Source organism: Actinomadura macrotermitis, assembly GCF_009604375.1.
Lineage (GTDB): Bacteria > Actinomycetota > Actinomycetes > Streptosporangiales > Streptosporangiaceae > Spirillospora > Spirillospora macrotermitis.
This window is the reverse complement of the sequence record NZ_WEGH01000001.1, coordinates 451,474-473,640: the sequence shown is the minus strand read 5'-3', so window position 1 is coordinate 473,640 and position 22,167 is coordinate 451,474. Positions and strand designations below refer to the sequence as shown.

Here is a 22,167-nt window from a genome sequence, read left to right as displayed (position 1 = left end):
GGTGCGGGACGCCACCGAGACGATCGTCGGGTTCGCCCGCACGCTGCGCGCGGCCGGCGGCGCCGCGGGCCCCGACCGGGTACAGGCGATGCTGGCCGCCCTGGACCACCTCGACGTGCTCGACCCCGCCGGCGTCTACTGGGCGGGCCGGCTCACGCTGTGCGCCGGCCCCGACGACCTGGCCCGCTATGACCGGGTCTTCGCCGCCTACTTCTCCGGCGCGGTGCCGCGTCCAGGACGCCGGCCGCCCCGGGTGGCGGTCCGGCGGACGGCGGCCGTTCCTACCGGGGACGACGGCGCCGGCCGTCCCGCCGAGGATCTGCGGCCGGCGACGGCGAGCGGCGTGGAGGTGCTGCGCGACCGCGACGTGGCCCGCCTCGGCCCGGCCGAGCGCGCCGAGGTCGACCGGCTGATCGCGCTGCTGTCGGCGGCGGCCGAGCCGCGCCGGTCGCGCCGGTTCGCGCCCGCCCCGGCCGGGCGGCCGGACCCGGGCCGCACCGTCCGCGAGACGCTGCGGCGCGGCGGGGAGATCTCGCTGCTGCGGCACCGCGCGCACCGCACCCGGCCGCGCCGCGTCGTGCTGCTGATCGACGTCAGCGGCTCGATGAGCCCCTACGCCGACGCGCTGCTGCGCTTCGCGCACGCCGCGGCCCGCTCGGGCGGCCGCGCCGTGGAGGTGTTCAGCGCCGGGACGCGCCTCACCCGCCTCACCCGCGAGCTGCGGCACCGCGACCCCGACGCGGCGATGGCGGCGGTGTCGGCGGCGATCCCCGACTGGAGCGGCGGCACCCGGCTGGGGGAGGAGCTGAAAGAGTTCCTGGACCGGTTCGGGCAGCGCGGCCTGGCCCGCGGCGCCGTCGTGGTGATCGCCTCCGACGGCTGGGAGCGCGGCGACGCCGGGCTGCTCGGCGCGCAGATGGCCCGGCTGCACCGCCTGGCGCACCGGGTCGTGTGGGCCAACCCGCACAAGGCCCGCCCGGGGTACGAACCTCTCACCGCGGGCATGGCGGCGGCGCTGCCGCACGTCGACGACTTCACCTCCGGGCACAGCCTCGGCGCGCTGGAGGAGCTGGCCCGGATCATCACGGGGGCGAGGGGGAAGGGGAAAGGCGCGAGACCGGCGGCGCAGCCGCCTCGTTCGCGCTTCGGGGGGCGTGGGGGGTCGTCCCCCCTCGGGAAAGAAGGCGCGAGACCGGCGGCGCAGCCGCCTCATGTGCGCTCCGGGGGGCGTGGGGGGTCGTCCCCCCTCGAGAAAGAAGGCAGGCATGCGCGACGTGCTCGGTGACATCGCCGGCTGGTACGCCACCGGGCGGACCTTCGGCCTCGCCACCGTGGTGAACACCTTCCGCAGCGCGCCGCGCCCGCCCGGCGCGGCGATGGCGGTGTCGGCGGACGGCGAGGCCGCCGGCAGCGTGTCGGGCGGCTGTGTGGAGGGCGCGGTCTACGAGCTGGCCCAGGCCGTGATCGCGTCCGGCGAGCCGGTCGTGCGGCGCTACGGCGTGAGCGACGACGACGCCTTCGCGGTCGGCCTGACCTGCGGCGGCGTCCTGGACGTGCTGGTCGAGCCGGTCGATCCCGCGCGCTTCCCCGAGTTCGGCGACGTCGCCGCCTCGATCGCGGCGCACGAGCCGGTCGCGGTCGCCTCGGTCGTCGCCGGGCCGGGGCGCGTCGGGGCCCGCCGCGTCGTCTGGCCGGACCGCGCGTCCGGCAGCCTCGCGCCCGGCGAGCCGCACGCCGCGCGGCTGGACGCCGCCGTCGACGACGACGCGCGCGGCATGCTCGCCCAGGGCCGCACCGGGCAGCGCCACTACGGCCCCGAAGGGGAGCGGCGGCTGGACGAGCTGGCGGTGTTCGTGCACTCCTTCGCCCCGCCGCCCCGGCTGCTGGTGTTCGGCGCGATCGACTTCGCCGCCGCCGTCGCCCGCATCGGCAAGTTCCTCGGCTACCACGTGACGGTCTGCGACGCCCGCCCGGTGTTCGCCACCGCCAAGCGCTTCCCCGAGGCCGACGAGGTCGTGGTGCAGTGGCCGCACCGGTTCCTGGGCGAGGCCGAGGTGGACGAGCGGACCGCGATCTGCGTCCTCACCCACGACCCCAAGTTCGACGTGCCGCTGCTGGAGGTCGCGCTGCGCACCCGGGCCGGGTACGTCGGCGCGATGGGCTCGCGCCGCACCCACCGCGACCGGCTCGCCCGGCTGCGCGAGGCGGGCCTGACCGGCGCCGAGCTGGCCCGGCTGCGCTCGCCGATCGGCCTGGACCTCGGCGCCCGCACCCCCGAGGAGACCGCGGTGTCGATCGCGGCGGAGCTGGTCCAGCTGCGCTGGGGCGGCTCGGGCCGGCCGCTGGCCGACACGAGCGGCCGGATCCATGGTGACGCACGGTGACCGGGGTTAAGCTGGTCCGATGACCTTGCACGGGACCGAGGTGCCCGCCGGGCTGCTGCTCGCGGCGGGCGCGGGCAGCCGGCTGGGGCGCCCGAAGGCGCTGGTGGAAGTGGGCGGCGAGCGCCTGGTCGACCGGGGCGTGCACCTGCTGCGCGGCGGCGGCTGCTCGCCGGTCCTGGTGGTGTCGGGCGCGACGACCGTGGAGGTCATCGGCGCCGTGGTGGTGCCGAACGACGGCTGGCGGAGCGGGATGGGCTCGTCGCTGCGCGTCGGCCTGGCCGCGCTGCCGCCGGGCTGCCCGGCCGTGGTCGTCGCGCTGGTCGACCAGCCGCGGGTGACCGCCGACGCCGTCCGGCGGCTGGTCGACGCCTACGAGGCGGGCGCCCGCGTCGCCGTCGCCACCTACGGCGGCCGGCCGCGCAACCCGGTGCTGATCGCCGCCGAGCACTTCGCGGCGGTCGCCGCGGGCGCCGAGGGCGACGTCGGCGCCCGCGCGTTCCTGCGGGCGCACCCCGAGCTGGTCACCGAGGTGCCGTGCGACGATGTCGCCGCGCCCGACGACATCGACACCCCCGAGGACCTGGCGGCCTACGCCGACTGACCCGTTCCGCGCCGAGCGGCCACCGCCTCGCGCTCGTAGGCGGCCATCGTGTCCAGGAACATCCGCCGCTGTCCGGGGGTGAGCGGCTCCAGCGCCTTGCGCCAGGCGACCGCGCCCTGCGCGAGCCAGCCCTCGATGGCGGGCCGCCGCGCGTCCGCGATGCTGACGATCGTGCGCCGCCGGTCGGCGGGGTCCTCCCGGCGCTCCAGGATGCCCTGCCGGCTGAGGTCGCCGACCATCAGGCTCACCGTCGCGGGGGCGACCTCCAGCCGCGCGGCGAGGGCGTTCACCGGCATCGGCCCGTCGAACAGCAGGTAGGCCAGCAGCGACAGGTGCCGGGGCGCCAGGTCGAACGAGCGCAGCTCCGCCGGGATCTCGATCTTCTTCGCGGCCGCGACCATCCGCGGCATGAGCAGCAGCATCGCGCGGACGCCGTCCGCCACGCTCGGCCCGGTGGGCTCGGGCTCCGTTGACATACCTTTGCTCCCAAATTAGCTTTGCTTTCAAAGCAAAGCAGTTCTGTTCATCGGCAGGATACGGGAGCGACGCATGTCCGACTGGAACGCGCAGGTCATCGAGGAGTTCCGGAAGAACGGAGGGAAGGTCGGCGGCATGTTCGAAGGCGCCGACCTGCTGCTGCTGACGACGACCGGCGCAAAGAGTGGCGGCCGCCACACCACGCCGCTCGGCTATCTGGAGGACGGCGGCCGCGTGCTGGTGTTCGCCTCCAACGCGGGCGGCCCGAAGAACCCCGCCTGGTACCACAATGTGCTGGCCGATCCGCGGGTCACCGTCGAGATCGGGACGCGCTCCTATGAGGCCCTCGCCGTCCCGCTGCAGGGGGAGGAGCGGGACGAGATGTATGCGCTGCAGGGCAAGCTCGTCCCCGCCTATGCCGACTACCAGCGGCAGACCGACCGCGTCATCCCGGTCGTCGCGCTGACCCCCGCCGCGGCACCGCGGGGGAACGGCATCGGCGACCACCTCGTGCGGGTGCACGCCGAGCTGCGCCGCGACCTGGCCGATCTGCGCGCCCAGATCGCCGCCGGCAGCCCGGAGTCCACCTTGACGGCCCGGCTCCGCGAGCGCTGCCGCACCGTCTGCCTGTCCCTCGGCGAGCACCACGCCAACGAGGACAGGGTCTTCCCTCACTTGCAGGAGCACGCCCCCGAGCTGGCGCCCGTCCTGGACCGGCTGCGCCGCGAGCACGTCGCCGTCGCCCGGATGAAGGGCGAGCTCCAGGCCCTGCTGGACGCCGGCGACCCCGCCGGCGTGCGCGCGGAGCTGGACCGGCTGGCCGGCGAGCTGGAGGCGCACTTCGCCTACGAGGAAGAGCAGCTCCTGGCCGCTTTGGAGATCATGCCCCCGCCCGGCCGCTGAGGACCGTGGCGGGGGAGGGCGGCCGCCCTACGGCTGGCGCTGGGGCGACAGGTGCAGGCCGGCGATCAGCCATTCGTCGCCGCGGCGGACGAGCACCTGCGTGCCGCGGAACCGGCCGTCGGACGGCCGGCCCTGGTAGCTGGCCTTCTGGTCCTGGGTGCCGATGACGATCGCGCTGTCGCCGAACACCCGCACCTGCGGGTCCTGCCACTCGAACGCGGTGATCGTCAGGCCGCCCTCGTAGCGGTCCAGCCACTGCTGCCGGTCCAGGACGAACCCGAAGGGCCCGACCCCCCGGAAGTCGGCGTCCAGCAGCTCGCCCATCGCCGCGGCGTCGCTCGCGCGCTCGGCCTGCGCCCAGCGCTCGGTGACCGCGCGGACCTGGTCCTCGGACATGATGCCTCCCGAATGAGTGAGTACTCACTCAGACTAAGTGAGTGTGCGCTCATCGGCAAGAGGGGCGGGAAAGGCGACGGCCCGCCCCGGGCGAACCGGGGCGGGCCGTCGTCAGGTCGCGGTCAGCGGTCCACCGAGGGCGGCAGCACGCTCTCGTCCAGCGCGCCGCAGTCGACCGCGCGGCGCAGCCGGGCGACCAGCGCCTTGACCGTCGCGGGCTCGTCCATGACGCCGCTGCCCTCGACCGCCGCCTGCTCGTGCCAGGCGCGGACCCGGCCGATGACGTCGTCGACGCCGCTCAGGTGGAAGCCGTAGACGGCGGCGTAGCGGCTCGGCAGGTGCGCCGGGTGCATGTCCCAGCCCTGGTAGAAGCCGTGCCGCAGCGAGTGCCGGACGTGCGCGGCGTGCACCGCCCACGCCTGGTTGACCTCGTCGGGCCCGTCGTTGCGCGGGATGACGTTGGTCGAGCCGTCGGACAGGCGGATGCCGGTGCCGGCCAGCGTCACCTGCATGACATTGCGGGCGAAGTCGCACGCGGGGTGGTCCAGCCGCTGCTCGGCCGGCGGCAGCCCGCACGCGGCGGTGTAGTCGAACACCCCGAAGTGCGCGGCCGACAGCCGGCCCGCGGCGGCCGCGACGATGCCGCGCAGCCCGATCCGCCCCTCGTGGTCGATGATCGCCTCGGTGGTCTCGATCTGGACCTCGAAGCGCAGGATGCCGCCCGGCAGCCCGAGCGCCTCCTCCAGCCGGTCCAGGTACTCCACGAACAGGGCGACGTGCTCGGCCATCACCACCTTGGGGAAGGTGATGGTGAAGCCGCCGGGCAGCCGGCCGAGGCGGTCGCGCAGCGCGGTGAGGAAGACGTCCAGGGTGCGCATCGAGCGCTCGTGGCCGCCGTCGGCGAACGACTTGACGCGCAGGCCCCAGTAGTGCGGCAGGGTCTTGGCCTCGTAGGCGGCGGCGATGGCCTCCACCACCTGCGCGACGTGGTCGTCCTCCTCGGCGTCGGGGCGCACCCCGTAGCCGTCCTCGAAGTCGACCCGCACGTCCTCCACCGGCTCGGCCGCGAGCTTGGCCGCGACCCGCTCGCGCACCAGGCCGGCGATCTCGGGTTCCAGCCCGAAGGCGGTGCCGAACGAGCCCGCGCCGGGGGTGTGGGTGTTGAGCAGCCGCAGCCCCTCGGCGCCGAAGTCCGAGGGGGTGGAGGGGGAGAAGCGGTCGGCCGGGACGTACACGGTGTGCACCGGCTGGCGGCCCGTCGCGGCGCCCGGGAAGTGCGTGGCGTGCTCGTCGCGGACGGCGGCGATCCGCGCGGACAGGTCGTCGATCGAGGAGACGCTCAGGTTCACCCCGCCATGATCCCCCAAATCCGGCGCGTTCGCGCACCCGTCCCGGATCACGGATCGGCGGCGAGCGCCGCGAGCGCGTCGGTGAACACCCGCGCGGGCGGCTCGACCAGCCCCGCGCCGACCTGCCCGGTCCCGGCCACCCGCCCGGCGATGCCGGTGTCGATCACCGGCAGCACGCCGGTGCGCACCACCCGGGTGACGTCGATCCCGGCCGGGGTGCCGCGGAACGACAGCAGCGGGATGCGCAGCGCCGGGTGCTCGGCGAGGGTGATCTCGTACATCCGGTGGGTGGCGGCGACCGCGTCCGGTACCTCGCCGCCGACGAAGCGGACGATGGCGGGCGCGGCGGCGAGGGCGAACCCGCCCGCCCCGGCCGTCTCGGTGATCGCCGAGTCGCCGATGTCGGGGTTGGCGTCGGCCGGGCCGTAGGAGCCGAGGTACAGGCCGTCGGGGACGCCCGCCGGGCCGGTGAACCAGCGGTCGCCGGTGCCCGACACCTGGATGCCGAAGTCGGTGCCGTTGCGGGCCATCGCGACGACCAGGCTCGCGCCCGGCACGTCCCGGGCGGCGTCGGCGCACGCCTTGGCGGCGGCCATCGCGGCGTTGAGGAAGAAGTGGTCGTTGCCGCCGACGAAGCGCAGCACCTCGGCGGCGTGCGGCCCGCCGGCCAGGTCGGGGGCGAGCTCGCGCAGCAGCAGCGAGGTGGCCGCGCGGTTGCGGTTGTGCAGCTCGTCGCCCATCTGCAGCGCCTGCGCCATGAGCGACAGCAGATCCAGGGGGCCGTGCGCGCGGACGGCGTCGCGCAGCGCCGGGCCGAGCACCGCGTCCATCCAGCGCAGCCGCTCGATCACCTCGGGGCCGTAGGCGCCGTAGCGCAGCACCTTGCCGAGGCCCTCGTTCAGCGAACAGCAGGCGGTGCCGCCGTGCTCCTCGTCGCGGACGACCAGCATCCACATCGACGGGCTCACCACGCCCGCCATCGGGCCCACCGTGTGGTGGTGGTGACAGGGCTCGAAAACGGCGTCGCCGCGGGCCAGGGCCTGCTCGGCGTCCTCGGGAGTGTGCGCCAGGCCTTCCAGCAGCATCGCGCCGATGAGGGCGCCGCGCATGGGGCCGGACGCGCGCTCCCAGGTCAGGGGCGGCCCGGCGTGCAGGAACGCGCCCGGTTCCAGGCTGAGGACCTCCCAGGCCGGGCGGACGTCGACCAGGTGCGGGCGCGCGGACAGCATCCGCCCGACGGCCGTGGCGTTGGCCTCGGCGTGCCCGGCCCGGCCGAGCACCGCGTTCAGCGCGTCCTCGGTACCGGGGGGAGGGGGCCGCCAGTCCACCGTCCGTACCGGGACGGCCTGGTCGGCGAGGGCGTCCGCGAGCACGTCCGCGCCGACGGCGATGACGCGCGGCTCGCGGGCGAGCAGGCCGCCGAGGCGGTCAGCCATCTTCTCCCTCGTCCCCGGACCGGCCCGCGGCGAGGGCCGCCGCGTACCGGGCGGCCTCGGCGTTGGAGGCGAACACCGCCGCGCCCGCCTCGTGCAGCGCCGCGCCCTGCCGGTCCAGGCCCTGCGGGTCGCCGGCGGCGCCGCAGAGCGAGACGACCAGCGCCAGGTCGGGGCGGGCGGCCCGCGCGGCGGCGAGCGCGGGCGCGAGCGAGGCGGCCGGGTCGGGGTCGGCCCCGTACCCGAGGACGACGTCGAGCAGCACCACCCCGCAGCCGGGGTCGGCGGCGGCGTCCGCGAGCGCGGCCAGGCGCAGCGTCGGGTCGATCATCGGGTGGGCGCGGCCCCGGGTGTAAGCGTCGTCGCCGAAGTCGGTCATCCGGTGCCCGTGCCCGCCGGGCACCGCGCCCGCGACCAGCTCGGCCTCGGCGCACAGCGTGCCACCCGCGAACAGGCCGCGCAGCGCGCCGCCGGGCGGCTGCGGGCGGGCCCGGCGCGGCCAGCGCGGCACCGGGCGGCCGAGCCGGCGCAGCGCGGCCGCGGTGGCGCCGGTGAGGTCGTCCGCGCCGGGCAGCGGCAGCGCGAACACCACCGGGGTGTCCAGCCGCCGGGCCGCCTCCCGGATCAGCGCGGCCACCGGCGGCGCCGGCGGCTTGGCCACCACCACGATCAGCTCCGTGGCCGGGTCGGCGTCCAGCGCGGCCAGCGCCGACAGCGTGGACCGGCCGCTGACCTGCGGCGACAGGTCGCGGCCGCCGACGCCGAGGACGGTGCCGACGCCGGTGCCGGCCGCGTCCAGCAGGCACATCACCTGCTGCGCGCCGGTGCCGGAGGCGGCCACGATCCCGACCGGCCCGGGCCGCACCGCGTTGGCGAAGCCGAGGCCCGCGCCGCCGACCACGGCGGTGCCGCAGTCGGGGCCGAGCACGATCAGGCCGCGCGCGGCGGCGGCGTCCTTCAGCGCGATCTCCTGCTCCAGCGGCACGTTGTCGCTGAAGATCATCACGTTCAGGCCGGCGGCCAGCGCGTCCATCGCCTCGGGGAACACGTGCGGCCCCGGCACCGACAGCAGCGCCAGCGAGGCGTCGCCGCGCGCGGCGGCCGCGGCGACGGTGCGCGGCGGCGGCGCCTCGCCGAACCCGCCGTCGTGCGCCTGCGCGCGCTCGTCCAGCAGCTCCGCCAGGGCGTGCCGGGCGTCGTCCAGCGGGCCGTCGCCGCGCAGCGCGACGACGAGGTCGGCGGGCCCGGCGTCCGGCGGGACCGCGAAGCCCATCCGCTCGAACACCGCGCGGTTCAGCGGGGTGCCCATCGCGGCCATGGCGTCGGCGACGTCGGGCCGCCCGGCGATCCGGCGGCTCACCCGCATGAGGGTCACCGAGTCGCGGTAGGCGCCCCGGCGGACCTGCACCAGGTCGGTCACGCCGACGCCCGCCGCCCGGTGGCCGAGCCGAGCGCGAGCACGGCGCGGCAGCCCGCCAGCACGCCCGCGGCCAGGTCGGCGCCGGAGGTGTGGCCGACCGCGAGCAGCCGCCGCACCGCCGGGACGACCGGCTCGTGGCCCGCGACGCCGCGCAGCACGGCCGCGACCTCGGCGCCGGCGCAGCCCGCGGCGGCGCAGTGCAGCAGGGTGGCGGCGAGGGCGGTGGTGCGGGTGCCGGCGTCGGCGGTCACCGCCGCGCCGAGCCAGCCGGCCAGCCAGACGGCGCGCCCGCCGCCGCGCCCGCCCTCGCCCAGGGCGCCGCCCGCGAGGCGCAGCGTGACCAGCAGGCCGGCCAGGATGTCGTCGCCGCTCGGGGTGAGGCCGGGGCCGAGACCGACGATCCGCTCGGCGGCCTCCACGCTCCCGGCCAGGTCGCCGGCGGCGCAGAGCCGGGCCAGCAGCGCCGGATCGGGATGGCCGGCCAGGCCGCCGCCCGTGCCGCCACAGGTGCCGCCGCCCGTGCTGTGCAGGGCCTGCTCCAGCCCGTGCACACCGCGCGCGAACGCGGCCGGGCCGAGTGCGCCGAGCTCGGGCGAGGGGTCCCACCAGCGGCGGATCCGGATCTGCAGCCCCTCGGTCTCCACCCGGCCGTCGCCGATCCAGGCCTCGCCGCCCTCGCGCACCCCACGGAACGGCCGGTCGCGGCACGCGGCGCCGAGCACCACGGCGTTCGGCAGCCGCACCGCGTCGCAGGCGACGACCGCGACGACGCGCGGCTCGGGCCCGCCGTGGCGCTCCAGGTAGACCGCCGCCGGGAACGCCGCGATGACGCGGGCGGGGTGCCGCGGGGCGGCCAGCGCGGGCCGCAGCGCGAGGCTGGCCGCGCCGGCGGTGGCCGAGCGCCCGGCCGGGAGCCGGATCGGGTCGCGCACCAGGGCAGTCACGGATCCTCCCGAGGCCGGTGTCGGCGGCGCCCGGCCTCAGCCTGGACGCTAGACCGGCTCCCGCGGGCCTTCGTATGGAGAAAGGTGCCAAGACTGGTTGTCAGCGTTCGTGTTTGTTGTCAGGGTTGATCATAGGGCGGTAGCGATCGGACCGCCCCGGGCGATGTAACACCCAAAAGGCGAGGTGACCCCTGGCATGAGTTACACACCCGCCGCGGACCCGGGCCCACCGGCCCTCCGGCTCGCGAGCACCGGCACGCTGACCTACGGCCTTTCGGTCGGCGAGGTCCTCGGCGTGTCGACCCTGGACGGAGCGCGGCTGATCGCCGGGCAGGCCGGGCTCGACCGCATCGTGCAGCGGCTGAACGTGATGGAGGTCCCCGACATCCTGGCCTGGGTGAAGCCGCACGAGCTGCTGCTCACCACCGGCTACCCGCTGCGCGGCACCCCCCAGCCGCTGGACGCCCTGGTCGCCGACCTGGACGAGCGCGGCCTGGCCGCCCTCGCCATCAAGCTCGGCCGCTACCTGGAGGCGCCGCCCGCCGAGATGGTCGAGCAGGCCGACCGGCTCGGCTTCCCCCTGATCCTGCTGCCCGACGACGTCGGCTTCGACGACATCTTGAACCAGGTCCTCACCGACATCCTCAACCGGCAGGCCGCCGTGCTCGCCCGCACCGAGGAGGTGCACCGCGCGCTCGTGCAGATCGTGCTGTGCGGCGGCGGGCTGCAGGAGGTCGTGGACGAGGTCGCGCTGCTGCTGGAGGTCGCGGTCGTCGCGCTGGACGGCGACCAGCGGGTGCTCGCCGCCGCCGGGTGCGCCGAGCAGGTGGAGGCGATGCGCGCCTTCGACGCCGCCCGACAGGCCGAGCACGGCCGCGGCCGGCCGGACGGGCGCGGGGAGCGCGCCGGCGACGCCGGGCACCTGGTCGTGCCGGTGGTCGCGGGCGGCTTCGACCACGGCCGCATCATCGCCCACGACCCCGGCGGCGTGCTCGGCCAGGCCGACCTCGGCATCCTGGAGCGCGCCGCGACCGTGGCCGCGCTCGTGGTCACCAAGCAGCAGGCGGTCGCGGCGGTGGAGAGCAAGTACCGCGCCGACTTCCTGCGCGACGTGCTGGCCGGCCGGGCGGGCGACGACGACCGGATCGTCGGGCACTGCGCCGGGTTCGGCTGGGACCTGGACCGGCCGGTGCTGGTCGTGGTCGCCGAACTGGACGGCCGCGCGCGCGGCGGCGACCCGGCGGGCGGCACCCGGGGCCCCGACGAGCGCGCCGCGCAGGAGCGGCTCGCCGCCGCCTGGACCACCGCCGCGCGGCGGCACGACCCGGGCGCCGCGGTGGTCAGCTTCGCGCACGAGGTCGTCGCGGTCCTCGGCGTGCCGGGCGACGACGCCGCGCTGCCCGCCGGGCCGGTGCAGGCGATGATCAAGGAGGCCACCGCGATCTTCGCCGAGCACCACGCGGTGCGCCGCACCTTCTCCACCGGCATCAGCCGCACGGTCGCCGCGCCCCGCGCGCTGCCCGAGGCCTACGAGCAGGCGGTGAAGGCGGTCCGGGTGGGCCGCCAGCTGCACGGCGACGGCGCCCGCGCGCACTTCGACCAGCTCGGCGTCTACCGGCTGCTCAGCCTGGTGTCGGACCCGGCCGAGCTGCACGCCTTCGTCCGCGAGACGCTCGGCGACCTGGCCGGCGACGGCGAGCCGGAGCTGGTGGACCTGCGCCGCACCCTGCAGGTGCTGCTGGAGACCAACCTCAACGTCGCCGAGACCGCGCGCCGGCTGCACTTCCACTACAACACCCTGCGCTACCGGATCGGGAAGCTGGAGCGGATGCTCGGGCCGTTCACCGAGGACGCGCACCTGCGCCTCAACCTCACCCTGGCGCTGCACGTGTTGCGGATGCGGGGCATCTGACCGGATTCGTCCGGTGAGCCGGATCACATGGGGCGCTGAAAAGGGCGAACGGGCTTTGGCAGATGATGCCGATGCCCGCCCAACAGGGTAGATCTACCTTGCCCGCATGGGCGAGGCCGCCTCAGAGGAGCACCCCGCATGGTCATCGGCTGGAAGCTGCACGGCGACGGGAAGACCCCGCCGCCCGGTGAGGTCGTCAGGCCCGACGAGCGGCTGAGCTGGCCGCGCACCGCCGGCATCGGCGCCCAGCACGTCGTGGCGATGTTCGGCGCCACGTTCGTGTTCCCCGTGGTGATGGGGCTGGACCCGAATCTGTCGATCATGATGTCCGGGGTCGCCACCATCCTGTTCCTGCTGCTGGTCGGCGGCCGGGTGCCGAGCTACCTCGGCTCCAGCGCCTCGTTCGTCGGCGCCGCCGCGGCGATGCGCGCGGCGGGCGGCGACAGCGCCACGGTGACCGGCGCCATCCTGGTCGCCGGCCTGGTCCTCGCCGCGATCGGCCTGGTCATCCACTTCCTCGGCGGGCACGTCGTGCAGCGGGTGTTCCCGCCGGTGGTGACGGGCGCGGTCGTCATGCTCATCGGCTTCAACCTCGCGCCGGTCGTCGCCACCGTCTACTGGCCGCAGGACCAGTGGGTGGCGCTCGCCACGCTCTGCTTCGCGGTGCTGTCCGCGGTGCTGCTGCGCGGCTTCTGGGCCCGCGTGTCGATCCTGCTCGCGCTGGTGTTCGGCTTCGGCCTGTCGTGGCTGCTGGACGCCACCGCCGGGAAGGTCACCTCGGTGCTGCCGGGCCAGAACCTGCTGGACGCCGCCGGGAAGGCCTGCGCCAAGGAGGGCCCCTACTGCGTGGCGACCGCGTTCCCGCACGACCGGATCGCCCTGTCTGGCGTCAAGGCCGCCGACTGGTTCGGCTTCCCGAGCCTGCACGCCCCCGACTTCAAGACCTCGGCGATCCTGCTGGCGCTGCCGCCGGTCATCGCGCTGATCGCCGAGAACACCGGGCACGTCAAGGCCGTCGCGGCGATGACCGATGAGGACCTGGACCCGGTGCTCGGCCGCGCCATCGCCGCCGACGGCGTCGGCACCGTCCTCGCCACCGCGGTCGGCGGCTCGCCGACGACCACCTACGCCGAGAACATCGGCGTCATGGCCGCCACCCGCATCTACTCGACCGCCGCCTACTACGTCGCGGCGATCGTGGCGATCGCGTTCGGGCTCTGCCCCAAGTTCGGCGCGCTGGTCGCGGCCACCCCCGGCGGCGTGCTCGGCGGCATCACCGTCGTGCTGTACGGGATGATCGGCCTGCTCGGCGCCAAGATCTGGATCGAGAACCGGGTGGACTTCGCCGACCCGGTCAACCTGGTCCCGGTCGCCGCCGCGATCATCCTGGCCATCGGCAACGTCACCTTGAAGATCACCGACGACTTCCCGCTGCAGGGCATCGCGCTCGGCACCATCGCGGTGCTGCTCGGCTACCACGCGCTGAACGCCGTCGCGGGCGTGCGGCGCGGCCCGGACGGCACCGGCGGCGGCGTGATCGCCCCGTCGGAACGGGAGATCGGCGGCCCCGTCCGCCCGCCGACGACCGGGGACGCCCCCGACTAAGGAGACCGGCCGGTGAAGCCGCCGCCCTTCGGGTACCACGCCCCGCGCAGCCTCGGCGAGGCGCTGGCGGCGCTCGCCGCCGCCCGCGACGGCAAGGTCCTGGCGGGCGGCCAGAGCCTCATCCCGCTGCTCAACATGCGGCTCGCCGCGCCCGCCGAGATCATCGACATCAACCGGGTCGCCGGGCTGGACACCCTGGAGGCCGGCCCGGCGGGCGTGCGCGTCGGCGCGCTGGTCCGGCACGCCCGCGCCGAGCGGTCGGCGGAGGCCGCCCGCGTCCAGCCGCTGCTGCGGCTCGCGCTGCGGCACGTCGCGCACCCCGCCGTGCGCAGCCGGGGCACGGTCGTCGGCAGCCTCGCCCACGCCGACCCCGCCGCCGAGCTGCCCGCCGTCCTCGCGCTGCTCGGCGGCACGGTGGAGGCGGCGTCGGTGCGCGGCCGCCGCACGATCGGCGCCGCTGATTTCTTCGCCGGCCCGCTGGAGTCCGCGCTCGCCCCCGACGAGCTGGCCGTCGCCGCGACGTTCCCGGCGCTGCCGCCCCGCACCGGCGCCGCGTTCGCCGAGATCGCCCGCCGGCACGGCGACTACGCCCTCGCCGGCGTCGCCGCCCTGGTCACCGTGGACGAGGCCGGCCGGCCCGCCGCCGCCCGCGCCGGCTACCTCGGCGTCGCCGCGACCCCGCTCGTGCTGGACCTGGACGTCTCCGGCGGCCGGGCCGCGGCCGCCGCGGACGCGGCCGGGCGCCTCGACCCCGAGACCGACATCCACGCGAGCGCGGAGTACCGCCGCCACCTGGCCGGGGTGCTCACCGAACGCGTCCTGCACGCCGCCGCCGGCGCGGCCAGGGAGAGGGGCACGTGACCGAGCCGACCTACGAGATCGCCCTCACCGTCAACGGCGTGCACCGCACCGCCCGCGCGCCCGCCCGCCGCCTGCTGTCGGACTTCCTGCGCCACGACCTCGGCCTCACCGGCACCCACGTCGGCTGCGAGCACGGCGTGTGCGGCTGCTGCACGATCCTGCTGGACGGCGCGCCCGCCCGCGCCTGCCTCACCTTCGCCGTCACCGCCGGCGGCGCCGAGATCACCACCGTGGAGGGGCTCGCCGCGCCCGACGGGACCCTGTCGCCCGTCCAGCGCGCCTTCCAGGAGTGCCACGCGCTGCAGTGCGGCTTCTGCACCCCCGGCTTCCTCTGCACGGTCACCGCGCTGCTCCGCGAGAACCCGCACCCGTCCGACGAGGAGATCGTCGAGGGCCTGTCGGGCAACCTGTGCCGCTGCACCGGCTACCAGAACATCGTCGCCGCCGTCCGGCGCGCCGCCGGGGAGGACTGATGTTCGGCGAGCCGATCCCGCGCCGCGAGGACCCCCGGCTGCTCACCGGGCAGGGCCGGTTCCTGGACGACCTCGGCCGCGACGCGCTCGCCGCCGCGTTCGTCCGCTCCCCGCACGCGCACGCGCGCATCCTCGACATCGACGTGTCGGCCGCCGTCGACGTGGACGGCCTCGTCGCCATCTACACCTGGGAGGACCTGCCCGGCCGCGTCGGCGACCCGCTGCCGCTGCTCATCCCGCACCCGGCGCTCACCCACGGCCGCACCGGGCGGCCGCTCGCCCGCGAGACCGTCCGCTACGCGGGCGAGCCGGTCGCGATGGTCGTCGCCGCCGACCGGTACCTGGCCGAGGACGCCGCCGGGCTGGTCCGGGTCGAGTACGAGCCGCTGCCCGCCGTCGTCGGCATCGACGCCGCCGCCCGCGCCGAGCACCTGGTGCACGACGACGTCCCCGGCAACGTCGCCGCCGTCCTGGTCCAGGAGACCGGCGACGCCGCCGCCGCGATCGCCGCCGCGCCGCACACGCTGGAGTTCGACCTGGCCATCGAGCGCAGCGCCGCCACCCCGCTGGAGGGGCGCGGCGTGTACGCGCGCTGGGACGCCGCCGACGGCTCGCTGCGCGTCTACTCCTCCACCCAGTCCTCCACCGCCGTGCGCGGCGCGGTCGCCGCCCGGCTCGGCCTGCCCGCCGGGAAGGTGGAGGTGGTCGCGCCCGACGTCGGCGGCGGCTTCGGCGTCAAGATCGTGCACCCGTGGCCGGAGGAGGTCCTGGTGCCGTGGGCGGCGCGGCTGCTGGACCGGCCCGTCAAGTGGGCCGAGGACCGGCGCGAGCACTTCGTCGCCGCCGCGCACGAGCGCGGCCAGCAGCACCACGTGCGGGTCGGGTTCGACGGCGAGGGCCGGGTGCTCGGCCTGGACGTGCGCATCCGGCACGACCACGGCGCCTACACCCCCTACGGCATCATCATCCCGATCGTCACCTCCACCCAGCTGCTCGGCCCCTACAAGATCGGCGCGTACCGGGCCGAGGTGACCAGCCTCTACACCAACACCGTGATCGTCACCCCGTACCGGGGCGCGGGCCGCCCGCAGGGGGTGTTCTGCATGGAGCGGACGATGGACCGCATCGCCCGCCACCTCGGCCGCGACCGCGCCGACGTGCGCGCCGCCAACTTCATCCGGCCGCACGAGTTCCCCTACGACCAGGGCCTGACGTTCCAGGACGGCCGCCCGCTGATCTACGACTCCGGCGACTACCCGGCGCTGCTGCGCGAGCTGAGGAAGCTCATCGGCTGGGATACCTTCGCCGAACTGCGGGCCCGCGACGGCCGCCGGCTCGGCATCGGCCTCGGCTGCTACGTGGAGGGCACCGGCGTCGGCCCCTACGAGGGCGGCCACGTCGAGATCGACACCGCCGGGCGGGTGCACGTCGCGACCGGCCTCACCTCCCAGGGGCAGGGCCACCAGACGGTGTTCGCGCAGATCGCCGCCGCCGAGCTCGGCGTCCCGATCGAGGACGTGCACGTCACCACCGGCGACACCCGCCGGTTCGGGTACGCGGTCGGCACGTTCGCGTCCCGCGCGGCGGTGATGAGCGGCAACGCGATCGCGCTCGCCTGCCGCAAGGTGCGCGCGAAGGCGCTGCGCGTCGCGGGGGAGGCGCTGGAAGCCGATCCCGCCGACCTGGAGATCACCGGCGGGACGGTGCACGTGCGCGGGGACCGGGCGGCGGGCGTGCCGCTGCGCACCGTCGCGGTGCTGTCCAACCCGCTGCGCTACGCCTTCGACGAGCAGTCCGCCGCCGCGACCCAGTTCGCCGGGGGCGGCTCGCTGGACGAGCCGCCGGTGGCGCGCGGCGACGAGCCGGGCCTGGAGGCCCGCGACTACTACTCGCCGGTCCGCTCGACGTTCGCGGCGGGCGCGCACGCGGCGATCGTGGAGGTCGACCCCGACACCGCCGAGGTGCGGATCCTGCGGTACGCGGTGCTGCACGACTGCGGCCGGCTCATCAACCCGCGCATCGTCGAGGGGCAGATCCACGGGGGCGTCGCGCAGGGCATCGCCGGGGCGCTGTACGAGCGGATGGCCTACGACGAGACCGGGCAGCTGCAGAACGCCTCGTTCATGGACTTCCTCATGCCCTACGCGACCGAGATCCCCCGCATCGAGACCGCGCACCTGGAGACGCCGTCGCCGCTGAACCCGCTCGGCGTCAAGGGGGCGGGGGAGGCCGGGGTGATCCCGGTGTCGGCGGTCATCGCGTCCGCGATCGAGGACGCGGAGGGGTTCGTCGTCGACGCCATGCCGCTGTCGCCGGACGAGTTGTTCCGGCTGCGGAGAAGAGACTGATGCCGGCGGGGCTGCTCGGCCGGAATCAGCAGGGAGGGGGACCTCGACCGTGGGGTTGATGCTGGCGGGGCTGCTCGGCCGGAATCAGCAGGGAGGGGGACCTCAACCCTGGGGTTGATGCTGGCGGGGCTGCTCGGGGAGCGGGGGACCTCAACCCCGCCAGCGGGTGAACACTAGTGCGGCCGGTCCGGGCCGGTCCGCGCAACCGGGAATCCTCCCGGTATGGCGGTGCGGGTCAGCCGGCCGCCTCGCCGCCCAGCGACCTGGGGATGTAGTTCTCCACCGCGGCGGGGCGGAAGCCCTGCTCGCGGATCCAGCCGAGGATCATCTGGAACTGCCCGGCGAGGCCCTTGCGGTAGTGCATCAGCACGATGTCGCCCGGCTTGAACCCCTTGCCGCCGTCGCCGCGGGCGAAGCCGTTGAAGCCGACGCCCGGCCCGGAGGTGCCGTTGTAGAACTCGGCCGACCAGAGCAGGATCGACTTGATGCCGCACTCCTTGGCGACCTGGCGGGTCGTCTCGTTGAAGCTGCCGAACGGCGGCCGGAAGATCTGCGGCCGGCGCCCGTACTGCGCGGTGATGGTCTCGGAGGAGTTGCAGATCTCCCTGCGCTGCCCCTCCGGGCCGAGGGTGCGCATGTTGGGGTGGGTGACGGTGTGGTTCTCCATCTGCGACCCGGCGTTGCGCATCGCCCAGAAGTACTGCCCCTCGCCACGGGTGTAGGTGGTGGTGAGGAACGTCAGGATCGGCACCTTCTCCTTGCGGACCAGGTTGACGAACTCGCTGTCGTACTCGTAGCCGTCGTCGATGGTCAGGAAGACGACCTTGTCCTGCGTCTGGATGTTGCTGATGACCGGCGGCAGCCCGTCGGGGGCGGCCTTCGGCGGCGTCCACGTCCCGGGTTTCGGCCGGTCCCACTGCTGGTCGCCCAGCACGGCGCCGAGCTGGGCCGTCATCGACGGCCCCGTGTCCTGCGCCTGCGCGCCGACGAGCGGCCATCCGGCCGCGGCCACCCCGAGCACGCCGGCCACCAGCGTGGCGAGCACGGGCACCTTCCCTCGCATCGGCAGTCGTTCCCCGTTCTGAGATCGTCCAGCGGTTGATCGTTCGTGGTTCCGCATCGGTTGACGCCGTGCGGGCGGGCCGGGTTCGGGCCCCGGCCGGGGATATCTGACCATGATCCGGGCGTTCATGGGGAAGTGCCCAAGGATTGGAATGCATTCGGCATAAAACGCCCTGGTGCGGGGCCCGGGCGTGCCTAAGGTCGAAGTGTGAGGGTCACCGGTTCGGCCAGCGTCGCGGCGCCGCTGCCGCGGGTCTGGGACGCCCTGCGCGACCCGGCGGTGCTGGCCCGCACGATCCCGGGCTGCCGTTCGCTGGAGCCGGCGGGCGAGGACCGCTACACCATGACGGTCGCGGCGGGCGTGGCCTCCGTCAAGGGCACCTACGTGGGCCGGGTCGAGCTCACCGACCCCGACCCGCCGACCTCGTTCGTGCTGCGCGCCCGCGGCCAGGGCGGCGCGGGGATGGTGGACGCCACCGTCCGGGTGCGGCTGTCGGAGGGGCCCGGCGCCACCCGCGTCGACTACGACGCCGACGCCGTGGTCGGCGGGATGATCGGCGGGGTCGGGCAGCGGGTGCTCGGCACCGTCGCCAGGCGGACGGCGGCGGAGTTCTTCGCCGCCGTCGAACGGGACCTGGCCGGGCCCGCCCCGCAGGCCGCGGTCCCGGCCGCCGCGCCGGTCCCGGTTCCGGCCGCGGGCCCCATGGTCGCGGGCGACCGGGCGATGGCCGCGGTCGGCGGCGCCGTCGCGCTCGCCGGCGTGCTCGTCGGATACGCGCTCGGGCGGCGGCGGTGAGGGCGTTCACGGCGGCGGCCGTGCAGTTCGCGCCCGAGCCCCGGCCGGACGTGGCCGCCGCGCTCGCCAGGGCCGCCTCCTGGACGGCCCGCTGCGCCGAGGCGACCGGCGCCGAGCTGATCGTCCTGCCCGAGACCTGCACCACCGGCTTCGATCCGGCGCTCACGGCCGGGGAGCTGTGGGAGATCGTCTCCGAGATCCCCGGGCCGGTCACCGAGCCGCTGCAGGAGACCGCCCGCGAGCACGGCGTGCACGTCTGCCTCGGCACCTACGAGCGCGGCCCCGCGCCGGGCGTGGTGTACAACGCGGCCGTGCTGATCGGGCCCGGCGGCGACGTCCTCGGCGTCTACCGCAAGACGCACCCGTTCCGGGTCGAGGACGTGCGGCACGGCGGCTGGGCGACGCCCGGCACGGACGTGTGCGTCGTCGACACCGGGCTCGGCCGGATCGGCATGGCGATCTGCTTCGACGGCGACTTCCCCGAGCTGTGGCGGGTGCAGGCGGTGCGCGGCGCCGAGGTGGTCTGCCGGCCGTCGGCGCTGCTGCGCTCGGCCGACATCTGGGAGCTGACCTGCCGCGCCCGCGCCTACGACAACCACGTCTACGTGGTGGCCGCCAACGCGGTCGGCGCCGACCCGGCGGGCACCCTCTACTTCGGCAACTCGATGATCGTGACGCCGGTCGCCGAGGTCGTGGCGCGGGCCGCCAGCCACGAGGGCTGGACGGCGGCGCGGCTGGACCCGGCCGCCGCGATGGCGGCGCTGACGCCCGGATCGTCGGTCCCGCACGGCTTCGACCACCTGGCCGAGCGCAACCTGGAGCTGTACCGCCGGCACGCGGCCGAGCTGCTCGGCGAGGCCGCCACCCGCTTCCCGCACTGACCCCCGTCAGGCGTCGCGGGACTCGAACAGCACCACCGCCACGGCCAGCACGACCAGGGTGTAGAGCGTGAAGTAGGCCAGCCCGGTCCAGGGCGCGAGCGTGGTGCCGGTCTGCGTGGGCGCCAGGATCGCGCCGCCGGCGTTGGACGGCAGGTACTTGTTCAGCGTCGCGCCCCACTCGCCGGGCAGGAACCCGCCGACGATGCCGAGCACGAACAGCACCACGAACACCACCACGACCGAGCCCGCGGTGTGCCGCACGATGACGCCGACGCCGAGCGCCATCAGCGCGATCAGCATCAGGTACAGGCCGCCGCCCATCACGGCGCGCAGCACGCCGGGGTCGCCGAGCGAGCCGTCCAGGTCCTTGGACGACAGCAGCAGCTGGCTGAGGAAGAACGACAGGAACGACACGACCTCGCCGGCGACCAGCACCACCGCCGCCAGCACCAGCGCCTTGGCGGCCAGATACTGCGGGCGGCGCGGCACGGCGGTGAGCGCGGTGCGGATCATCCCGGTGGTGTACTCGCCGGTGATCACCAGCACGCCGAGCACGCCGAAGATGACCATGCCGAAGTAGAAGGCGATCTGCATGGGCGAGGTCGGCGCGACCGTGGCGCGGTCCTCGGGCGTCATCTGGTCGTAGGAGGCGGTGAAGGCGAGGGCCCACAGGACCGACAGCCCGATGACGACGACGGCCCCGGCGAGCAGCGTCCAGAACGTGGACTTCACCGTGCGGATCTTGGTCCACTCCGAGGCGAGGACGCTGCCGAACGTGGTGGCCCCGGGCCCGCCGGCGGTGCCGGTAGCGGTGGTGGAGGCGGTCACGCGCCGTCACCGCCCGCCCGGCTGAGGCCCGGCGGCAGCCCCGCCAGGGCGCCCGCGTGGTACTCCACCGAGTCGCCGGTGAGCTGCATGAACGCCTCCTCCAGGGACGGCTGGACGGCGCACAGCTCGTGCAGGCGGATCCCGTGGTCGGCGGCGACGTCCCCGACCTCGGTGGCGGTCGCGCCGTGCACCTGCAGGGTCCGCTCGTCCTCGACGTCGACCCGCCAGGAGCGGCCGGCGAGCAGCGGCCGCAGCCGGGCCGCCTCCGGCGAGCGCACCAGCACGTGGCTGGTGGCGTTGTCGTCGATGAACTCGCGCATGCCGGTGTCGGCGAGGATCCGGCCGCGGCCGATGACGACCAGGTGGTCGGCGGTCACCGCCATCTCCGACATCAGGTGGCTGGAGACGAAGACGGTCCGGCCCTCGGCGGCCAGGTCCTTCATCAGGTTGCGGATCCACAGGATGCCCTCGGGGTCCAGCCCGTTGACCGGCTCGTCGAACATCAGCACGGCCGGGTCGCCGAGCAGCGCCGCCGCGATGCCGAGGCGCTGCCCCATGCCGAGGGAGAAGCCCCGGAACGGCTTGGACGCGACGCTCTCCAGCCCGACCAGGCCGATGACCTCGTCGACCCGCCGCCGCGGGATGGCGTTGCTCTGGGCGAGGCAGCGCAGGTGGTTGTAGGCGCTGCGGCCCGGGTGCACGGCCTTGGCGTCCAGCAGCGCGCCGACCTCGCGCAGCGGCGCGCCGAGGTCGCGGTAGTGCCGGCCGCCCACGGTGACGTCGCCGCCCGAGGGGCGGTCCAGGCCGAGGACCATCCGCATGGTGGTCGACTTGCCGGCGCCGTTCGGCCCGAGGAACCCGGTGACGTGGCCCGGTTCGACGGTGAAGTCGGCGTGGTCGACCGCGGTTTTCTCCCCGTACCGTTTCGTCAGCCCGCGCGCCTGGATCATGACTGTTCGGTACCGAAGGTCCCGAGAGCGGAAACGGCGGCGGCGGGCAGCCGGGGAGAATTTTCACCCCCGATTGCCCGCCGTTGGAGCGCGGCCGCTAGTTCACGGCGAGCAGGTCCACCACGAAGATCAGCGTCTCGCCCGGCTTGATGGCGGGGCTCGGGCTGCGGTCGCCGTAGGCCAGGTGCGCCGGGATGACCAGCTTGCGCCGGCCGCCGACCTTCATGCCCTCGACGCCCATGTCCCAGCCCTTGATGACGCGGCCGCCGCCGAGGGGGAACTGGAAGGCCTGCCCGCGGTTCCAGGAGGCGTCGAACTCCTCGCCGGTGGAGAAGGAGACCCCGACGTAGTGCACCGAGACGGTCGAGCCCTTGACGGCCTCCGCGCCGTCGCCGACCTTGATGTCGGTGATGTCGAGGTAGACGGGCGGTGCGCCCTCGGGGAAGTCGATCTCAGGCTTCTCAAGCGCCATGTGCGGCTCTCCATGCTGGTCGTCACTGGTGTTAGGAACGGCGTTCAGCGTAGCCGCAGGACGAGTCGCCAA

21 protein-coding genes are annotated in these 22,167 nt (G+C 75.3%); 11 read left to right on the top strand and 10 right to left on the bottom strand.

What is annotated here, in order from left to right; all coding sequences use genetic code 11:
* The first annotated feature begins 1 nt into the window (after nucleotide 1).
* From ACRB68_RS02095 to ACRB68_RS02085, 3 genes are read left to right on the top strand one after another with little or no spacing between them, the layout of a single operon-like run.
* Nucleotides 2-1,285: a vWA domain-containing protein gene (locus tag ACRB68_RS02095; RefSeq protein WP_328593633.1), complete on the top strand. Its 1,284-nt coding sequence runs from the start codon at nucleotides 2-4 to the stop codon at nucleotides 1,283-1,285.
* Nucleotides 1,266-2,384 carry an XdhC family protein gene (locus ACRB68_RS02090; protein ID WP_153530590.1) on the top strand — a complete coding sequence of 373 codons (1,119 nt, stop codon included), beginning with the start codon at nucleotides 1,266-1,268 and terminating at the stop codon, nucleotides 2,382-2,384. Before ACRB68_RS02095 ends, ACRB68_RS02090 begins: the two co-directional genes overlap by 20 nt.
* A 19-nt stretch (nucleotides 2,385-2,403) precedes the next feature.
* Nucleotides 2,404-2,985 (top strand): nucleotidyltransferase family protein, encoded by a 582-nt coding sequence (locus ACRB68_RS02085; RefSeq protein WP_153530589.1) that lies wholly within the window; start codon nucleotides 2,404-2,406, stop codon nucleotides 2,983-2,985.
* On the opposite strand, the gene ACRB68_RS02080 is transcribed toward ACRB68_RS02085, so the two are convergent.
* Complete coding sequence (locus ACRB68_RS02080; protein WP_153530588.1) at nucleotides 2,973-3,461, bottom strand: MarR family winged helix-turn-helix transcriptional regulator; 489 nt, start codon at nucleotides 3,459-3,461, stop codon at nucleotides 2,973-2,975. The two genes, ACRB68_RS02085 and ACRB68_RS02080, sit on opposite strands and share 13 nt — an antisense overlap.
* Before the next feature lie 73 nt (nucleotides 3,462-3,534).
* Here ACRB68_RS02080 and ACRB68_RS02075 point away from each other — a divergent pair, with 73 nt between their 5' ends.
* Nucleotides 3,535-4,365: a nitroreductase/quinone reductase family protein gene (locus ACRB68_RS02075; RefSeq protein WP_153530587.1), complete on the top strand. Its 831-nt coding sequence runs from the start codon at nucleotides 3,535-3,537 to the stop codon at nucleotides 4,363-4,365.
* A 27-nt stretch (nucleotides 4,366-4,392) separates the two neighbouring features.
* Here ACRB68_RS02075 and ACRB68_RS02070 read toward each other — a convergent pair whose 3' ends face one another.
* The 5 genes from ACRB68_RS02070 to ACRB68_RS02050 form a co-directional block, all read right to left on the bottom strand.
* Nucleotides 4,393-4,761, bottom strand: coding sequence for a nuclear transport factor 2 family protein (locus tag ACRB68_RS02070; protein WP_153530586.1), 369 nt, complete (start codon nucleotides 4,759-4,761; stop codon nucleotides 4,393-4,395).
* Between the two features lie 122 nt (nucleotides 4,762-4,883).
* Nucleotides 4,884-6,110 (bottom strand): DUF6986 family protein, encoded by a 1,227-nt coding sequence (locus ACRB68_RS02065; protein WP_328593632.1) that lies wholly within the window; start codon nucleotides 6,108-6,110, stop codon nucleotides 4,884-4,886.
* Nucleotides 6,111-6,157: 47 nt separating this feature from the next.
* Entirely contained in the window at nucleotides 6,158-7,546 is a 1,389-nt protein-coding gene (locus ACRB68_RS02060) for a YlbE family protein (protein ID WP_153530585.1), read from the bottom strand.
* A complete protein-coding gene (locus ACRB68_RS02055; RefSeq protein ID WP_328593631.1) occupies nucleotides 7,539-8,963 on the bottom strand; it encodes an FdrA family protein in 1,425 nt (474 codons plus the stop codon). The genes ACRB68_RS02060 and ACRB68_RS02055 overlap by 8 nt, the downstream gene beginning before the upstream one ends.
* Nucleotides 8,960-9,907 carry an oxamate carbamoyltransferase subunit AllH family protein gene (locus ACRB68_RS02050; protein ID WP_328593630.1) on the bottom strand — a complete coding sequence of 316 codons (948 nt, stop codon included), beginning with the start codon at nucleotides 9,905-9,907 and terminating at the stop codon, nucleotides 8,960-8,962. The genes ACRB68_RS02055 and ACRB68_RS02050 overlap by 4 nt, the downstream gene beginning before the upstream one ends.
* A gap of 196 nt (nucleotides 9,908-10,103) precedes the next feature.
* Between ACRB68_RS02050 and ACRB68_RS02045 the strand changes: the two genes are divergently transcribed.
* The 5 genes from ACRB68_RS02045 (at nucleotide 10,104) to cutA (ending at nucleotide 17,106) form a co-directional block, all read left to right on the top strand.
* Entirely contained in the window at nucleotides 10,104-11,819 is a 1,716-nt protein-coding gene (locus ACRB68_RS02045) for a PucR family transcriptional regulator (RefSeq protein WP_153530584.1), read from the top strand.
* A gap of 138 nt (nucleotides 11,820-11,957) precedes the next feature.
* Complete coding sequence (locus ACRB68_RS02040) at nucleotides 11,958-13,424, top strand: uracil-xanthine permease family protein (RefSeq protein WP_153530583.1); 1,467 nt, start codon at nucleotides 11,958-11,960, stop codon at nucleotides 13,422-13,424.
* Between the two features lie 12 nt (nucleotides 13,425-13,436).
* Nucleotides 13,437-14,285, top strand: coding sequence for an FAD binding domain-containing protein (locus ACRB68_RS02035; protein ID WP_328593629.1), 849 nt, complete (start codon nucleotides 13,437-13,439; stop codon nucleotides 14,283-14,285).
* Entirely contained in the window at nucleotides 14,282-14,758 is a 477-nt protein-coding gene (locus ACRB68_RS02030; protein WP_407924274.1) for a (2Fe-2S)-binding protein, read from the top strand. The genes ACRB68_RS02035 and ACRB68_RS02030 overlap by 4 nt, the downstream gene beginning before the upstream one ends.
* The gene (gene cutA / locus ACRB68_RS02025) at nucleotides 14,758-17,106 is read left to right on the top strand and encodes an aerobic carbon-monoxide dehydrogenase large subunit (protein ID WP_153530582.1); all 2,349 of its coding nucleotides are present in this window, start codon (nucleotides 14,758-14,760) and stop codon (nucleotides 17,104-17,106) included. Before ACRB68_RS02030 ends, cutA begins: the two co-directional genes overlap by 1 nt.
* Nucleotides 17,107-17,341: 235 nt before the next feature.
* Here cutA and ACRB68_RS02020 read toward each other — a convergent pair whose 3' ends face one another.
* Nucleotides 17,342-18,169, bottom strand: coding sequence for a polysaccharide deacetylase family protein (locus ACRB68_RS02020; protein WP_153530581.1), 828 nt, complete (start codon nucleotides 18,167-18,169; stop codon nucleotides 17,342-17,344).
* Nucleotides 18,170-18,376: 207 nt separating this feature from the next.
* On the opposite strand from ACRB68_RS02020, the gene ACRB68_RS02015 reads away from it, so the two are divergent.
* Entirely contained in the window at nucleotides 18,377-18,964 is a 588-nt protein-coding gene (locus tag ACRB68_RS02015) for an SRPBCC family protein (RefSeq protein WP_328593628.1), read from the top strand.
* Nucleotides 18,961-19,845 (top strand): carbon-nitrogen hydrolase family protein, encoded by an 885-nt coding sequence (locus tag ACRB68_RS02010; protein ID WP_207709555.1) that lies wholly within the window; start codon nucleotides 18,961-18,963, stop codon nucleotides 19,843-19,845. The genes ACRB68_RS02015 and ACRB68_RS02010 overlap by 4 nt, the downstream gene beginning before the upstream one ends.
* Nucleotides 19,846-19,851: 6 nt before the next feature.
* Here ACRB68_RS02010 and ACRB68_RS02005 read toward each other — a convergent pair whose 3' ends face one another.
* The 3 genes from ACRB68_RS02005 to ACRB68_RS01995 form a co-directional block, all read right to left on the bottom strand.
* A complete protein-coding gene (locus ACRB68_RS02005; protein ID WP_328593627.1) occupies nucleotides 19,852-20,673 on the bottom strand; it encodes an ABC transporter permease subunit in 822 nt (273 codons plus the stop codon).
* A complete protein-coding gene (locus tag ACRB68_RS02000; protein ID WP_153530580.1) occupies nucleotides 20,670-21,623 on the bottom strand; it encodes an ATP-binding cassette domain-containing protein in 954 nt (317 codons plus the stop codon). Before ACRB68_RS02000 ends, ACRB68_RS02005 begins: the two co-directional genes overlap by 4 nt.
* Before the next feature lie 97 nt (nucleotides 21,624-21,720).
* A complete protein-coding gene (locus ACRB68_RS01995; RefSeq protein WP_153530579.1) occupies nucleotides 21,721-22,095 on the bottom strand; it encodes an FKBP-type peptidyl-prolyl cis-trans isomerase in 375 nt (124 codons plus the stop codon).
* Nucleotides 22,096-22,167: the final 72 nt, after the last annotated feature.

What these genes read in the sequence shown, in the direction of transcription:
- ACRB68_RS02040 (WP_153530583.1), top strand. Translation starts at nt 11,958, where the DNA reads ATGGTCATCGGCTGGAAGCTGCACGGCGACGGGAAGACCCCGCCGCCC.
- cutA (WP_153530582.1), top strand. Translation starts at nt 14,758, where the DNA reads ATGTTCGGCGAGCCGATCCCGCGCCGCGAGGACCCCCGGCTGCTCACC.
- ACRB68_RS02060 (WP_153530585.1), bottom strand. Translation starts at nt 7,546, where the DNA reads ATGGCTGACCGCCTCGGCGGCCTGCTCGCCCGCGAGCCGCGCGTCATC.
- ACRB68_RS02000 (WP_153530580.1), bottom strand. Translation starts at nt 21,623, where the DNA reads ATGATCCAGGCGCGCGGGCTGACGAAACGGTACGGGGAGAAAACCGCG.
- ACRB68_RS02080 (WP_153530588.1), bottom strand. Translation starts at nt 3,461, where the DNA reads ATGTCAACGGAGCCCGAGCCCACCGGGCCGAGCGTGGCGGACGGCGTC.
- ACRB68_RS02045 (WP_153530584.1), top strand. Translation starts at nt 10,104, where the DNA reads ATGAGTTACACACCCGCCGCGGACCCGGGCCCACCGGCCCTCCGGCTC.
- ACRB68_RS01995 (WP_153530579.1), bottom strand. Translation starts at nt 22,095, where the DNA reads ATGGCGCTTGAGAAGCCTGAGATCGACTTCCCCGAGGGCGCACCGCCC.
- ACRB68_RS02070 (WP_153530586.1), bottom strand. Translation starts at nt 4,761, where the DNA reads ATGTCCGAGGACCAGGTCCGCGCGGTCACCGAGCGCTGGGCGCAGGCC.
- ACRB68_RS02090 (WP_153530590.1), top strand. Translation starts at nt 1,266, where the DNA reads ATGCGCGACGTGCTCGGTGACATCGCCGGCTGGTACGCCACCGGGCGG.
- ACRB68_RS02020 (WP_153530581.1), bottom strand. Translation starts at nt 18,169, where the DNA reads ATGCGAGGGAAGGTGCCCGTGCTCGCCACGCTGGTGGCCGGCGTGCTC.
- ACRB68_RS02085 (WP_153530589.1), top strand. Translation starts at nt 2,404, where the DNA reads ATGACCTTGCACGGGACCGAGGTGCCCGCCGGGCTGCTGCTCGCGGCG.
- ACRB68_RS02075 (WP_153530587.1), top strand. Translation starts at nt 3,535, where the DNA reads ATGTCCGACTGGAACGCGCAGGTCATCGAGGAGTTCCGGAAGAACGGA.